At 34.8% G+C, this 15,934-nt stretch carries 8 protein-coding genes; 2 read left to right on the top strand and 6 right to left on the bottom strand.

The window, feature by feature from the left end; genetic code table 11:
- The first annotated feature begins 176 nt into the window (after positions 1 to 176).
- A complete protein-coding gene (locus QO190_RS12980) occupies positions 177 to 2,936 on the top strand; it encodes a T9SS type A sorting domain-containing protein (RefSeq protein ID WP_371463712.1) in 2,760 nt (919 codons plus the stop codon).
- 10 nt (positions 2,937 to 2,946) lie between these two features.
- Positions 2,947 to 3,165 carry a hypothetical protein gene (locus QO190_RS12985; protein ID WP_371463714.1) on the top strand — a complete coding sequence of 73 codons (219 nt, stop codon included), beginning with the start codon at positions 2,947 to 2,949 and terminating at the stop codon, positions 3,163 to 3,165.
- 201 nt (positions 3,166 to 3,366) lie between these two features.
- On the opposite strand, the gene QO190_RS12990 is transcribed toward QO190_RS12985, so the two are convergent.
- The 6 genes from QO190_RS12990 to QO190_RS13015 form a co-directional block, all read right to left on the bottom strand.
- On the bottom strand, positions 3,367 to 3,522 hold the full coding sequence (locus QO190_RS12990; protein ID WP_371463716.1) for a hypothetical protein: 156 nt from the start codon (positions 3,520 to 3,522) through the stop codon (positions 3,367 to 3,369).
- Positions 3,523 to 3,703: 181 nt separating this feature from the next.
- Complete coding sequence (locus tag QO190_RS12995) at positions 3,704 to 4,975, bottom strand: OmpA family protein (RefSeq protein WP_371463718.1); 1,272 nt, start codon at positions 4,973 to 4,975, stop codon at positions 3,704 to 3,706.
- A 732-nt stretch (positions 4,976 to 5,707) separates the two neighbouring features.
- Positions 5,708 to 8,092, bottom strand: coding sequence for a GumC family protein (locus QO190_RS13000; protein ID WP_371463719.1), 2,385 nt, complete (start codon positions 8,090 to 8,092; stop codon positions 5,708 to 5,710).
- Positions 8,093 to 8,097: 5 nt separating this feature from the next.
- On the bottom strand, positions 8,098 to 8,892 hold the full coding sequence (locus tag QO190_RS13005) for a polysaccharide biosynthesis/export family protein (protein WP_371463720.1): 795 nt from the start codon (positions 8,890 to 8,892) through the stop codon (positions 8,098 to 8,100).
- A 242-nt stretch (positions 8,893 to 9,134) separates the two neighbouring features.
- Positions 9,135 to 9,404 carry a hypothetical protein gene (locus tag QO190_RS13010; protein ID WP_371463722.1) on the bottom strand — a complete coding sequence of 90 codons (270 nt, stop codon included), beginning with the start codon at positions 9,402 to 9,404 and terminating at the stop codon, positions 9,135 to 9,137.
- Positions 9,405 to 9,410: 6 nt separating this feature from the next.
- The gene (locus QO190_RS13015) at positions 9,411 to 15,683 is read right to left on the bottom strand and encodes a YDG domain-containing protein (RefSeq protein ID WP_371463724.1); all 6,273 of its coding nucleotides are present in this window, start codon (positions 15,681 to 15,683) and stop codon (positions 9,411 to 9,413) included.
- Between the last annotated feature and the right edge of the window lie 251 nt (positions 15,684 to 15,934).

Below are 15,934 nucleotides of genomic sequence, written 5' to 3' on the forward strand. Positions count from 1 at the left end.
AATGTAAAGCTAAATGTAAAATAGGTATTTAGGCTGTTTCTATTTTTAATAATTTTTATTTAGGACAGTATTGAATTATTATTATTAATATTTATTTATTATCTTTGTATTTAATTTACTAAACACAAACGTAGATGAAATCTTTATACAACTTATTTCTTGTGCTTGCATTATTTATGTCGCAGGCACTATTCTCACAGGCTGTTTTCACCAGTAAGGGCAATGGAAACTGGAACTCAGCTTCCACTTGGATATTGACTTCTGGCACAGACGCAGATGGAATCCCAGATGCAGATGATGCTGTAATCATTAGAGCGCATACCATTACTGTAAATGTGAATGCTACTTGTAGTTCCCTTACTACAGAACCACTTGCCAATAACACTAGTGGTCTACTTAATATTACTACAAGCAATGCATCTAATATTAACATTAACACCAATCAGCTTTTAACGATTACAGGAGAATTCTTAGTTAAAGCCAATAACTCTTACAATCATGTTACCATCTTAACGGGTCCAGGTTATGTAATTGCTGGCTCCCTTACTATTGGTAATGACATTGCCGTTTCTGCAAAAACCACTACTACCCTAGCCGTTAGAACTACTGCCAATTTTACCATCACTGGAGATGTAAACCTCTACACTAATGTAGACGGGGGAAATAATAACAGAGCTACCTTTAGACATGATTCGGGGACCATTAGCATTAATGGACAGATGATTATGACCCAAGAAAACAATGGTAGTTATACGCAATACAATAGTAATTTAGGAGAAAGACAAGGAACCCTTATCCTCAAAAACCCTAACCCTATTTCTCTAAATCCATTAGGCGGAACCCAACTATCCCAATTACAGCCAATTTTTACAGGATGTACTGTACAGTACAGTCCTACCGCTAAAGGATTAACTTTATTCAACACCAATTACAGAGATCTAAAAATTGATTCTAATTATGCTGTAGATGCTAATAATCTAACCATTAACAGTGATGGAAATCTATATCTGATCAACGGAATTGTGAATGGAAATTACACCTTGAATACGAATGCAACCATTATTATGAGCAACGGAGAAGTAGTTAATCCACCTACTTTAGTGAGTGGAGGAACATACAATTTAACCTACGCTCAACATGTTGATAGAATTATTGCAGGACCAGAACTCATTCCTAATTCTACTCAATTAGAAACTTTGACTATTAGCAATACGAATGGGGTACAGATTGACCAAATCTGTTTACCTAACCAACTTATTGTTACTGCTTCGGGTGATTTAACTGGAACTGGCGACGTAAGAGTAAGGACTTTATTTGACGTTCCTGCTGCGGTTACTTTCAATACAGGAGGTATCATTACTCTGGTTTCTACTATTGACAATACTGCCAGAGTCGCCTCATTAACAAATAACCCAACCATTAATGGCAATGTAACGGTAGAACGATTTTTGACCAACCAAGGAAGAAAGTGGCGTTTAGTTACCGCTCCTTTAAAGGGAAATACCAATAATTCCGTTTTTTATAATTGGCAAAACAATGGGACTTTTATTAGTGGATATGGCACTGACATCTGGGGCCCCAATGGAAATCCTGCCATCAACGGATTGCAACAACTTTACAACTCCAGTCATAGTTTAAGAAGATTTAACAATTCCTCAAATAACTGGACTAATATTACCAATAGTTTTACTGAAGAATTGTTTACAGAAAACATCAATAAAGGATTTTTAATATTTGCTACCCATCCTTATGGCGAAGCTACTGATGGGCAAGGTTATGTAAACCCTAATTACCCACAGCTTACTACTACTTTAAAAGCTACAGGTAATCTGATTACTGGGAATGTTAACTATACTGATGTCCCTTCTACTGGATTTTTTATTGTAGGTAACCCTTATGCCAGCCCTATAGACTTCAAAACGATCCTAAATGATTCTTCAAATAGTGGCATCAGTAAAAAAATATGGTTTATAGATCCTACTTTAGGCTCTTATGGCGCTTATGTTACTTGGGATAACATTAATGGTTATAGTGATTATACTACTACAAGAAATCCTGGGAAAAGTTCTAACCCATCTAATCAAACCACTATTATTCAATCGGGTGAAGCTTTTTTTGTTAAAGCCATCACAGGTACCTCTACCTTAACCATCAAAGAAGCTCATAAATCAACTACAAACTCTAATTCGGTTATCAACAGAAAGGCAGATGTTACTTCAGAAAGAATAAGAGTAACTCTAGAAAAACAAGAAAGTAATCTTTGGAACAAAAAAGATGCTATAGTAGTAGGATTCTACGCTGGCGGAAATAGTGCTTATGACACCAATGATGTTCAAAAAATGAGCAACCCAAATGAAACGCTTTCTTTCATTACCGATACTCGTTCTTTATCCTCTGAACACAGAGCTCCTATACAAGACAAAGAATTTTTAACTTTAAAATTAGCTCAAACTACAGCCAATACGAATTATAAACTGAAAATATTTGCTGAAGATTTTACCTTCACGGGACAGGCTTTTTTAGAAGACACCTTCTTAAAAACCTCTACTCCTATTGCTTTAGACGGTAGTATTTTTGAATATGAATTTCAAATTACCCCTGACGCCTTAAGCACAGGTAATCGTTTCAAAATAAACTTCCAAGCCTCTACTCTAGGAACTACTACGCCTAAAGCTTCTACATTTGTGATTTATCCTAATCCCACTACAGCAGAAAAAGGCATCAATATCTCTTTTGAATCCAGCTCATCTTCTGGTTATCACTATAAATTATTCAATCCTGCGGGACAACTTATTGAAGCAAACTCAATAATCTCTGTAAACAATAAATTAGGCCATATAGCGTTTAATTCTTATCTTAAGAGTGGTGTTTATTACATCAACCTTTATGATCAAAATAACGAACTGAAAAACTCACAAACCATTATTATTCAATAAATTTATTACTATGTTAAAACATATTTTATTTTCATTTTTCCTTGTTTTCTCTGTTTTAGCTTTTGCACAGGATAGTGAGGATCCAGGATTCGGAGACGAAGGGGGCGGGGACGCTGCTGATGCACCTCAAGCGCCCATTGATGATTTAACTTATCCTTTGCTTATTACAGGAGTAGCGGCAAGTATCTATTTCGCTAAAAAGAAACAAGAAAAAGAGCAAACTCAGTAAAAAACTTTGTTTGCTTCATTATTAAAGGTTTTTTACCATTGATTTTTTTCGACGGTGAGCCTTACTATACAACTCTCTGGTCTCTAACAGAGAGTTTTTTTATATCTTAATTAGAAGTGAGAGCTGAGATGTGAATTGTGAATTGTGAAATTGTGAAATTGTAGAGTTGTAAGTTCGTGAAGTCGTGAAGTCGTTAAGTCGTTAAGTCGTGAAGTTGTGAAGTTGTGAAGACCATGAGTAAATAATGTAATGATATGATGACGTAATGGTAAGAGGATGATGTGATGGTAAGATGGTAAGATGATAACGTGATGGTAAGAGGATGAGATGGGGTAGAGATGTAATCCTCAGTTCCATTTTTAGTTTGAAATTATCAAAACTTTTTATGAATATTAATTATTGGAGAGGAGGTCGTATTTTATTAAACTAAAGTGCCATGATTTTATTTTAAGACTATATTTATATATTTTACTTATACTTAAAAAAAAGACTTATGTTTCCATAAGTCTTTTTTTTAATATTTCTATTCTATTACCTTCTATTCAGATACTTTAAAGGCAACTCTTCTTACTAACTGTCTTGCTAATTTAGATTCTTTAGGAACTGAATTATCTTCTCCTTTTACTACTAATTTCAAGCGTTTAGCATCTATACCAGATCTTACGATCATTTCCATTACCCTTTCTGCTCTTCTTTTTGACAAATTAATATTATAATTAAAATCGCCTAACTCATCTGCATAACCAATAACGTCTACATTTGCCTGCGGATTAGCATTTAGATACTTGATTAAGAAATTAATGGCAGAGATACTTCCAGGAGTGATTCTCGTTTCATCAAAATCAAAGAACACATTAACGTATTGCCCATTAATCATGTTCTTCATTTGAACATTGGTGTAGTTATTATTAAGGTTATTTACAGTATTCTGCAAGTCACCATAATTATTATTGATGTAATTTTTAACTTCTTCTGTTAAATCTCCTTTTTCCGCTATCTTATTTTCTAAATCTTCAATTCTAGCTAACAAATGATTATACTCTCGTTTTGTAGTATTTTTTTCCCAATACCAATCTGCATGTTTTTGTTTCTTGCCTAAATATAGCGTTATACCTAAAGAGGTGTTATAAACTGTACCTGTTCTACTCAGGCTTGGGTCTAAACTTGATTTACCATCTAGGGCAAGATGATGGGTTAAGTTACTTACAATAGTATAATCTGCACTTAGTGCCCATCTATTAGAAACTTTAACTAAAAATGTAGTTCCTCCTACGATGCTAAAAATATTATCATAATTGCTAAAAGTTTTAGTTTTTGGTCCCTCTAAGAATGAGAAACCAGGTCCAAAATGAAACTGCCAACCAAAAGTATCTGTAAATTCTTCCCATTTCATAATTCTATGCAAATTCATTACCCCTTGTAAATCCACTCTGTACATGTTATTATTAAAAGGGGGACTCTTGGTCTCGGCTTTAAAATTATCATATACAAAACCTAATCTTAACCCAAATTTTGTATTAAACATTTTTCTAATGTTAAAATCATAATGATTTAAATTAGGATTAGAGATGTAATTGGGTGTAGTGGCGTAATACCCTGTGGTAAAAGGACGAATCCCTACATTAATACCTCCATTAAGGTTCAAAGACCAACGGTTGTAATTTTTTTTTCTGTCTTTTGGGAGCGTATCCGTAATGGCTTCATTTGTAACCTTACCAGTTGTCTCCATAAAATCTTTTTTCTCTTGTGCGGAATTTTTACTAACCCATAACAATAAGAAAAGTAATACATACTTCTTAAAATGGTTCATAAGTTTAATATTTAATTAGCTACAAAAATACTTATTTTTTTCTAAAAATTGCCAAGAATTGTTTTGTAAATCTTTCATTATTAGGTTTTAATTTACTTATTGAATGGAATAGGTTAATATCAAATAGCGAGAATCAAGAGGTTCATTTGTGAAGTTGTAAAATCGTAAAGTTAATGAGTTGTGAAGGGATGAGGGATGAAGAGGTCGAAAGGTTGAAGCCGTGAAGACACAAAGGTGATGATTAAAGAATTAAAAATTAAAAAAGTTTGTTTTAACTTATAGCTATGGAAGACACGAGAGATGAGTGGGATAAAGAGCTTCATTTCCTAAAAAAGTATAGAGTTTTAATAATAATACTAAATTCGTTTACAGTTCAAATATCATCATAAAATATCTAACACTATCCACAAAGTGTGTAAGTTATAAAGTTAGGGTTTTGATTATATCGTCCAAGACCCTTTTTTAAAATAAGTTTAAATTAAATCAGAACATCATCCACAATTTTAAACGGCAATACTCATTTTTAAAGGAATCTTTCTAGACGATATTTACAAACTTTACAAGGCATCTAAAATAAAGAAAATCCCTTTATTTAGGTTATTCTGTATGATTCCCGTTAAAATATAAAATAAAAAAAACCTACTTTAAGTGCAGGTTTTTTTTCGGGGAAATGGTAGTTATTTACTACATTTAAAAACATTGATTTAAACTAATGCTCTCCAATTAAAATAATTAAGAGAATTTGGAAAAGAAATTAGACATTCTCTTCTTCCATATTATTTTCTTATTCACTTTCTCATCATCTGAATAATATCCGTATCCGTATCCATACTTATTATCATAATAAGACATATGTCTATTTTTAACGTCGTTTAAGACTATTGCCAGTTTTCTTTGGGCATTATCTCTTTCCACCTCTTCTGTAAATTCTAACATGTCTCGATCGGTGTACTCTGCTCTCATCACATACAATAACAAGTCTGCATATTGTATTAAATGAAAAGAGTCACTCACCAAAAGCAAGGGTGCCGTATCAACTACGATGTAGTCATACTTTGATTTCAATTCTGTAAAAACATTTACCATTTTATCACTCGACAATAAATAGGTAGGGTTAGGAGGAACAGTACCACTAGGTAAAACATCTAAATTTGGATTACCTTTAAAAGTTTCTATATATTGTTCAATATTATTTTCATTTTCGTTAACTAAATAATCTGACAGCCCTTTTTTACCATGTGTAATAAATCTTTTTAATTGTGGATTTCTTAAATCGGCTCCTAATAACAGTACTTTTCTGTTTTGTGCTAAAATTAATGCAGTATTGGTACTTACAGTAGTCTTTCCTTCACCTTTTACTGAAGAAGAAACCATAATCACTGGAGCTATCCCTTTGATGGGCTTAACGATAAATTTAGCATTGGTTAACATAATTCTAAATGATTCTGCAAAAGCGGTTAAGTCATTTTTCTTCACCACTGAATTTTCTGCATCTCCAGCATTAGGAATTTCTCCTACTACAGGTATCTCTGGCAATGCCTTTCTGATTTCTCTGCGATTATGGATTTTAGTATCTAAAGCAAAAACAATATATAAAATACCAATGGGGATTAACAATCCCAATGAAAATGCTATTAAATAATAGGTTTGTCTTTTCGGTGAAACCGGAGAATCTGAGGTGTAAGCAGGATTCACAATCTTTGCTTTTGGAGCATTGGCAGATAACGCAATTGAAGCTTCTTCTCTTTTTTGAAGCAAATAGAGATATAAAGATTCTTTTAAATTTTGTTGTCTTTCAATACTTCTAAACAGTTTTTCCTGTAATGGAAATTTGCTTATGGCTTCTCCTGATTGATCCATTTGATTTTTGGTTTGGCCAATCGTTAATTGAATATTTGCTTGGGACTTTTTAAGATTTTCTCTAATCAATTCCTTCAAAGATGCAATATCTCGGTTCATCTGTATCACCGAAGGGTTAGAAGGCGTTGCCTGTCGCAAAGTTCTATTTTTGGTTAATACCATTTGATTATAATCACCAATCAATGCATCTAACGCTGAAGGCATTCCCAAGTTTGTGGGTAACAATTGTTCAGGAGAGGACGAATTGGTTATCGCTAAAACAGAATTAACCATTTCCAATTGAGTTGACAAATCCAAAAGCCTCTTTGTAGTTTCGCTAATATTTTTGAGATTTAATTCTGCTTGGCTCTGTAAATCTGCTATTTTATTAGATTCCTTAAAGTTTTCTTTTTTATTTTCTATACCACCAAGCTCTTCAGTAATCACTTTAAGTCTTTCGTCTATAAAATTTGCGGTAGCCAATGCTTCAATATTCTTATCCTTAATAGCATCTGAATTGTATTGATTCATTAATTCATTAACAATATCTTCAGATCGAACTGGATTAGTCCCTACTCGACTGATTTCAATAATGCTTGATTTTTTTTCAGGAATATTAAGAGTAATAGAAGCTTCAAGTTGATCAACCAAAATTTTTGGATTGGTCACCTGTAAAAAAATTGGCTTTTTAAAATAAACTTTAGAATTTCTATTTAATACAATTGTTCCCCAATCGGTATTTAATGGGATACCAAAACGTCCAATAATCTCTTTTTTCTCGTCTAACAACTTATAGCCATTATTAGATTGTGGTATAATTTCATATTCCTTAGATTTAAATTTTCTGGGCTGGTTGATCACTAGAATAGAACCGTAAAAAGGTGCATCTTCATACAACTCAGTATCTTTAAATCTTCCTTTTTTTATGGCTTTAACATCTAATCCTATTTTTTTCACCACATTATACAATAATGGTTTTGATTTCAAAACGGATAATTCATTGTCTACTTCATTGGTAACCAACCCTGTAGGCAATGCCATATTTTGAAAATCCTTTATTCCCATAATCTCTCCTTTCTTGGCAGCCTGTAATTTTACATACAAAGACGCCTTGGTAAGATACTCTGGCACTCTAAAACGCAATTTTACCCAAGCGATAGAAAGTGAAATAATAATGCAAATAATATATAAAGGCCACCAACGCAAATATCGAAGTAATAAAAATTTTAAATCTGAGTTGCTGTTCTGTATTGACTCTCTTTCTTCTGTGTAATCCATAGTTATTATTTTAATATACTAATCAATATTGAAGCTAGCCCTAATGCTATACCTCCTATTTGAAAAGCCAAATTCCTATTAGGGTCTATATTTGCTGTCTTTTTCTTGATGAGGTCTGGTTCTACATACAATACATCATTTTGCTGCATATAGTAATAAGGAGAACTTGTTATATTTTTATCCGTAAAATCAATGGTAAATGTTTTAGAAACTCCATCTATTTCTCTAATCAATTTCACATTGGTTCTATTGCCATAGTCCGTCATATCTCCTGCTAAACCTAATGCTTGTAACACAGTAATTTTATCAGAAGGATTTGTATATTGACCAGGCTTTTTCACTTCGCCTAATACCGTAACATTAAAATTTAACTGTTTAATGGAAACCAAAGGATCCGATAGATATGTGAGTAATCTTTTTTCAATATCTGCTCTTAACTGAGCTAAGGTCATTCCTTTGATGTATAATTTTCCTAAAACTGGGAAATAAATATACCCTTCATTATCTACTAAATAACCTTGAGGTGCAATTTGTCCTACTTGACCCAAATTAACTTGTTCAGGATTGGTTGCATTATTCATAGAGTGAAGATTAAAAGGTCTCACCGCATTTTCATCAAAAGCGGTTACTTTAATCTCTAAAACATCTCCTGACTGAATATGAGCGCCATAAAAAACGGCTTGATTGATCTCGGTTTCGGCTACTGCTTTTTCTTTTTCCATGTATACCATGTTTTCTTTGGGCTTGCAAGAACTTATTGCCATCAATAAAACAAGGTAATAAATTAAATGTTTCTTCATATACTCTAAATAATAGCCACAAATATAGATAAAATTTGAAAATTTCGCACTCTATAAGTCATAAAATCGGTATTCATTAACTCTTATTTAGCAATATCTACAATTATTTCTCTATTATTTTTTTTAGTTAACAGGACATTATCTTAAGGTTTACGCTATTACTTCTATCTTATTATTTTTCAAAACATTAAATTAAAAAAGCTTCTCTATTTCTAGAGAAGCTTTAAATTAATATTCAATTATCATCCATTCATAAAAATCTTTTTCTTCTTGACTACAATATAAGCGCTAAGTCCAATACCTGTTATAAGTAATAATGGTATATAATCGTCTATCGGAATAGGGTCTTCTCCATTAATATCGCCTCCTGCGCCAGGATCATCAAGGGCTTCTACTTTTTGTTTATACGTTACTTCACTATCATAAAATGCAGGTGGCGGAGTTTCTTCTTCCTCTTGTGCAAAGCTTAACAGCGATATACTCATTGTCATTAATATCCATATTTTTTTCATAGCGCTCTATTTTATTATTAATTTTTTAGATTTTTCTCTGCCGTTTTGTAACGTCACTTTTACTACTATCATTCCTTGAGTAGAAAGATTAATCACTGTTTCTCTTTGATGAGGTTGAACTTTTATGAGTTTTTTACCCGTTAAATCATAAATTTCTACTGTCGCCACATTTTGCCCTGCTTTAATTCTGACTTCTTTTCCTACGCTTATTATATTGAGCTCTTCTTTTGCAAGATCTTGCGTTCCTAAAACTCCAGAAGGCTTAAATTGTAAAGTAAACCTATTGGATTTCAAACCAGTCGTTTCAGTAAATTCATATTTATTTGTAGTTAAATCAGTTACTGCTCCCGTAAGGTTATCTTTTAAATAAATTTTTTGACCATTACTGAATATTCCTTCTTTCTGAAGCAAACTTATTGTATAGTTTCCACCTGCTGTAAGATTAGCTGACAATGAGAATTCATCTGCCTCGTCAAATCCTCCATGTGCATCTATTATAAGTTTTTTATCTTCTACTGTAGAATATAGGGTTTCTGTAGTGGCATCTAAAAGGATGGCATCATATCCTTTATCAATTCCTTTATTAGTGCCTGGGAAGAATCCTAATAACATTTGTGGTTTTGCTCCAGAAGGCGATGCTAACTCTAGCCAGAATCTATTTTTAGAAACAGTAGAAGACTTGCTCGTCACTCCCATTTCTGTAGTTCTTCTCATAGCGTCAGTAAAAACAAATGGATCATTATTGGTACGTTGAACAAAGAATCCTTGTCCTACAGGAATATAAGCATCTAATGAATTAGCCGGATTGGCTCCCGCACTTGTAAATGTATTATAGATGGTACCCGCATATTGATTATTCACCATTTCCACCTGACTATTCCACACATAAACTGTACCGGTAGTATTGGTATTTTGAATCATAAAATCATCATACGAAATAGCACTTGGATAAGGATTTCCTAACAGAATGAAATTTCCTTGTAAACTGCTGTGGTCATAAGTTATATTTCCTGCATTTGGGATAGTTCCTTCAAACTGAGCATGGAATATTTGTGGAGTCGTAGTAAAGTCATTTGGCGTACGAATTAAATATCCTTGCCCTTTCGTAAAGGTTCCTGAAGGAGCTGTAAGAACATACGCATTATTATTATAGGTATAGAATCTGTTATCTAGAGTACCTGTAGAAGATTGCGCCGTTCCATTGGCATTTTTACCATAAGAGAATTGTTTCAATGTTTGTGAAGAATTCGCCATAGGAGAACTCCAATTCATATACGCTAAACGTTTCACTGCTTTAGTATCTTTTCTTACTTTAAACGATGCTCCGTCTCCAGAGGTAAAGCTTCCTATTTGCAGGAAGTTAGCATTATTTGCTACAATAATGTTACCATTGTTCGTTACATTTCCTGTTTTCACAAATGAGTTAACTGTAAGCGTTTTCCCTGTATTAACGGTTAATGTTTGTGACTCAAATGATGAACCATCATAATCTCCATCAAGAATTGCTTTCAAGCTGGAGGTAGGATCTCCATTAGACCAAGCAGTACCGTCCCAAACAGTAATAGTGCTATCTACTATTTTCTGATCTTGGCTTACATCGGTTGCTGCATTATAATTATCATCTCCCGCTTGTGAAGCCGTGATTGTAGTTACACCTGGAGCTAAAACTGTAGCTACATTTCCAGCAATTGTCAATACAGAAGTATTGGAACTTGTATAAGTTACATTTAATCCTGATGAAGCTGTAGCAGACAATGTAAAGGTACCTACTGTGTCTAATTTATCCGATAATGATGCGAAGGTAATGGTTTGATCACCTTTTGCAATATTAATTACTAAAGTTTTTGCATCAGTTCCAGCCGCATTTGTTGCTCCTATCGTTACATCAAAATTACCCGCAACTGTTGGTGTTCCTGATATTAAACCTGTAGTGGCATTGATAGATAATCCTGTTGGAAGGCCTGTTGCACTATAACTGCTTGGTGTATTAGATGCAGTAATATTGTAATTAAATGATGTTCCTACTTTTCCTGATGCTGTTAATGAACTCGTAATTACTGGTGGAAGCAAATTAACAAAACCTTTTAAAATGACATTATCAATATTAGATCCTACATCAAAACCACCCGTACCCGATGCCGAAGTAGCATCGTAACCATAAAGTCTAAAAGTTACTGGAGCTACAACATCATTAATACCGGAAATACTAATAGTTTTAAAAACTGATGTACTTGCACTCATATTAGTTATTGTACCAATATCGCTTGTATAATTATCTACAGAAGATCTCAATGTTACTGATTTAGGGCCTGATGATGAAAAATCCCAAATAAAATCAAAAGAAGTTGGTGTAAAAGTAAATCCATCAGCTGGAGTTACAGTAAACTGAATATATTTAGTTGTAGATAAAGAACCTATTGCCCAGTTATTTCCACCAAAACGATTTGAATTACCAGCAGGAGTTACTGTACTTCCTACATAATTTAGTGTAGAATTTGAAAGCCCATCAACTTTAAAAGAACTATCTTCAGTAGTTTCTGTACCAGAATTTCCATAAGTATTCCATTTAAGAATTACCTTTGGAGGCAAAGTCACCGTTAAAGTTTGAGTGGCTTCAGGTGCTGCATTATAATTTTCATTACCTGCTTGGTTGGCTGTAATGGTTGTGGTTCCTGCTCCTACTATCGTTACAGTATTTCCACTTATAGTAGCTACTGCTGGGTTTGAACTGGCATAAGTAATCACTAATCCTGAACTTGCATTCTGGGTTAAAGTATATGGTGCATCTGCGGTTGTTTTAGTCGCTGTGCTCGCCAAAGTTATCGTTTGGTTGCCCTTACCGACTGTTAACTCTTGCGTTACACTTGTTGCAGCATTGTAATTTCCATTTCCTGATTGTGATGCGGTTAAAGTAGTGCTTCCTACTCCAACAATGGTAACGGTTCCATTTGCAGCTACTGTGGCTACTGCAGTATTGGAACTTGCTGTCGTGGCAATGCTATACGTCGCATCTCCATAAGACTTAGTCATCGTTGCAGTAATCGCGGTAATCGTTTGATTTGCCTTATCTACTGTTAACGCTTGCGTTACACTTGGTGCGGCATTGTAATTTCCATTTCCTGATTGTGATGCGGTTAACGAGGCTGTTCCACCTCCTACTATCGTTACGGTTCCGTTTGCTGCTACTGTAGCTACTGCGGTATTGGAACTTGTGTAAGTAACTGCTAAACCTGAACTTGCTGTCGTGGCAATGCTATACGTTGCATCTCCATACGTTTTGGTAACTGTAGATTCTATAGCAACTACCGTTTGATTTGCCTTTGTTATCGTAGCTGTTAAACTTGTAGGCTGTGCTAATGTATAATTGTCTTTGTCTAATCCATTCAAGGTAAAACCTGATGCGGTAATAGGCTTATCTGTTCCTGCGTTTGCATCTGCAAATGTAAATACATGAGTGCCGTCTACTGAAACATCATCACTATTTATTAATCCAACTAATGAAGCAGTACCTAAAACTGTTGCAGTTGTGGTTCCATCATAAGTCTTATCTTCTCCGGTAAGACCTGTTACGGTTAATTCTTTTTTAGATACTGTACTTGTACTTGTGGCTACAGTTAAGGTTGTTGCACCAGTACTTTTTATTACAATATCTCCACTAAATGGTGAATTTACTGGTTTGGCTGCTGAAGATAATCTTACATAAATTGTAGTTGCTGCAACTGAACCTGAAACGTGAGGTATTGAAATTTCATTAGCAAAACCTGTAGTACTAGACGTAGAAGATACTTCAAAACCTGATGGGGCTGTTATGGTAATTTCTTCGGTTAAAGATTGCCCACTTACGGTAAAACTTGTTGTTGTACTTGGCGTTCCATACGTTGTTGTTAAAGCACTTAATGTTTCATTAACAAATAATGTAGGTGTAGTTGCAATGATATCTGCACTTAAACTAAGCGGTTGTATTTCATAATCTCCTGCATTTGCTCCTGTTAAACTATATCCAGTTACATTAACTGTAATATTTTGTCCTACACTAGAACTTGCAAAAGTAGCTGTTGGTGTTCCTGTAAGGGAAACATCATCACTTCCTACTACTCCATTTAATACTGGTGTACCTGTAAGCGTTGCATTATCATTTCCATCAAATATTTTACTTTCTGCAGATAAACCTGTTATTGTTAAAGATTTTTTATTAATCGTAAGAACTTGATCTACGCTTGTTGCTGCATTATGATTATCATCTCCTGCTTGTGAGGCCGTAATCGTTGTACTTCCTGCTCCTACTATCGTTACAGTACTACCTGAAACTGTAGCTACATCAGTATTTGAACTGCTGTATGTTAAGCCTAATCCTGAACTTGAGGTTCCTGCTAAATCAAAAACAGCATCTCCATAAGTCTTAGCTGATAATGAACCAAAGGTTATTGTTTGGTCTGCTTTGTTTATAGTTAGAGTTCCATCTACATAAGTAATAGCGTAATTACTAGCGGTGAAAGTTCCTCCAGTAGCTGCAGAAGGCGTAATAGGGTAAGTTCCCACTGCTGTGGTGGCGGTAGAAGCTGCACCTGCAGCGCTTAATGTGACTGAACCAATTGTTTCACTATTGGCAAGACCATTTGATGTAAACTCTGAAGTACCAAGTGTAAGCGTGGTACCATACGTTTTTGTTCTATTATTAGCAGTGATAGTGAGTGCTTTTGTGGAAACGGAGTTTCCTGAAGCTGCCGTAGTAATATTTACCGAAGTAGCTCCTGTAGAACTCAATACGATATTTTGAGCATTATAATTTCCTGTTACAGCTGCATTTGCTTTTAAACGTATACTTAAAGTACCACTTGCACTTCCACTAGTTTGGGTAAAAGTAGCGGTATTTCCGTAGGTGGTGCCATCTGCTGAAACCTCAAAACCAGTTGGTGCTGTAGCAACCAAATTAGCAGTTAGATTAGAACCTGAAACCGCAAAAGTTTGGGCTGCCGAAGCTGTACCATAGGTAGTAGTAAATGGCGCAGCTGTTGTACCACCTGTTATAATTGGAGATGTGACACTAATGTTAAATGCACCGCCACCAGAACCATAATCTTGAACTAAAATTTTATATGATGTCCCAGCGGTAAATGTTGCTTTAGCTGTTTCACTACTTGTTGAAGTAGTAGCTCCTTTCACAACTACATTTGTTGTTGTTGAATATGTATTCGGACAAACGCTGTAAACATAAAAATCTTTATCTGAAGCCACACTAAACCCGTTTATAGTTATGGTATAGCTTCCTGTTACAGAAGGAGTGAACATGAAAAAAACATCATTTTTAGAAGCTCCTGTCATAGGAGTTGCTCCTGCAAAAGTTCCGCTCACAGCAGCTGCATTAACTGTTAAGTTAATAGCTCCACTACAATCATCATTAGCTGGTGGCGGTGTTGGAATATTAAATGTACTAGAAGTTACAGGGGTTAAAGAACCACTACTAAACGTAATAGTTGCTCCAGTTACCGCCGCAGCACTTGTAGCTGTTAACCCACTAAAGGTAGACGTTCCACTTACGGCTGCAACGCTTGTTGTTCCGCCTAATGTCCATGTACCAGCCCCTACAGCTGCCGTAACACTAGCAGTGCTTGTAGTAGTATTTCCATATTGATCGACTATGTTTACTTTAGGTTGCGTAGCCAAAGCACCTCCATTTGTAGAGGGTGCTGCTGGTTGCGTATTCATAGCCAATTTAGCCGGCGCTCCTACCCCAATGGTTTGAGAAACTGTAGCGCCACTATAACCTGTAGCATTTACCACAATGCTTTTTGTTCCTGAAGATTGCAATAAGTTTGCAGGAACAGAAGCCGAAGGGGTAAACGTAATTTTTCCTGAAGACACTGAATATCCCGCTGTTAAAGCAGTCCCTCCTACCGTTACTCCAGTGATAGCTCCTCTCCAGGTGGCATTATCAGTAAAAGTTACATCAAATGGTGCATCTACTGTAGCTGAAGCCGCTGAAGTTAATGTTGGAGGCGTAGAACCAGAAGAATATGCGGTAGTAGAAACATCATCTAAATATGAAGTAGCTGTACCATTGAAAATAGTAAGAATAACAGCAGAACTAGCGTCATTTACATTTGCTGTGTATTTTTTAAAAGAACCATTAACAATACCTGTATCAGTCAATGTTACACTAGTTGTAACTCCACTAACAGTTTTAGAAAGAGTTGGAATCCCTCCTCTAAACCAGAAAGTAATTGTTCCACAAGTATTTAAAGCTGGTAGGGTAGCACTATTTGAGGTACCGGATTGCATTTGACAACTATAGGAACCTGTGTTAAAATTTGTACTTCTTAATCCTGAATTCACAAAAGTCCACGTACCACTACTTAATGTCAATGTACCAGAATTAGTTCCATTTCCTGCATACCCAGAAGTTCTTAAACCAGTTTCAAAACCTTCAGATATCTGCCCATATCCTTTAACTGAAATTCAATACTGTCCTAAATAAAAATTATTAAAAATAGAAACAGCCTAAATACCTATTTTACATTTAGCTTTACATT

Source organism: Cloacibacterium sp. Arc13 (genome assembly GCF_041431305.1).
In the GTDB taxonomy this organism is placed as follows: Bacteria; Bacteroidota; Bacteroidia; order Flavobacteriales; family Weeksellaceae; genus Cloacibacterium; species Cloacibacterium caeni_B.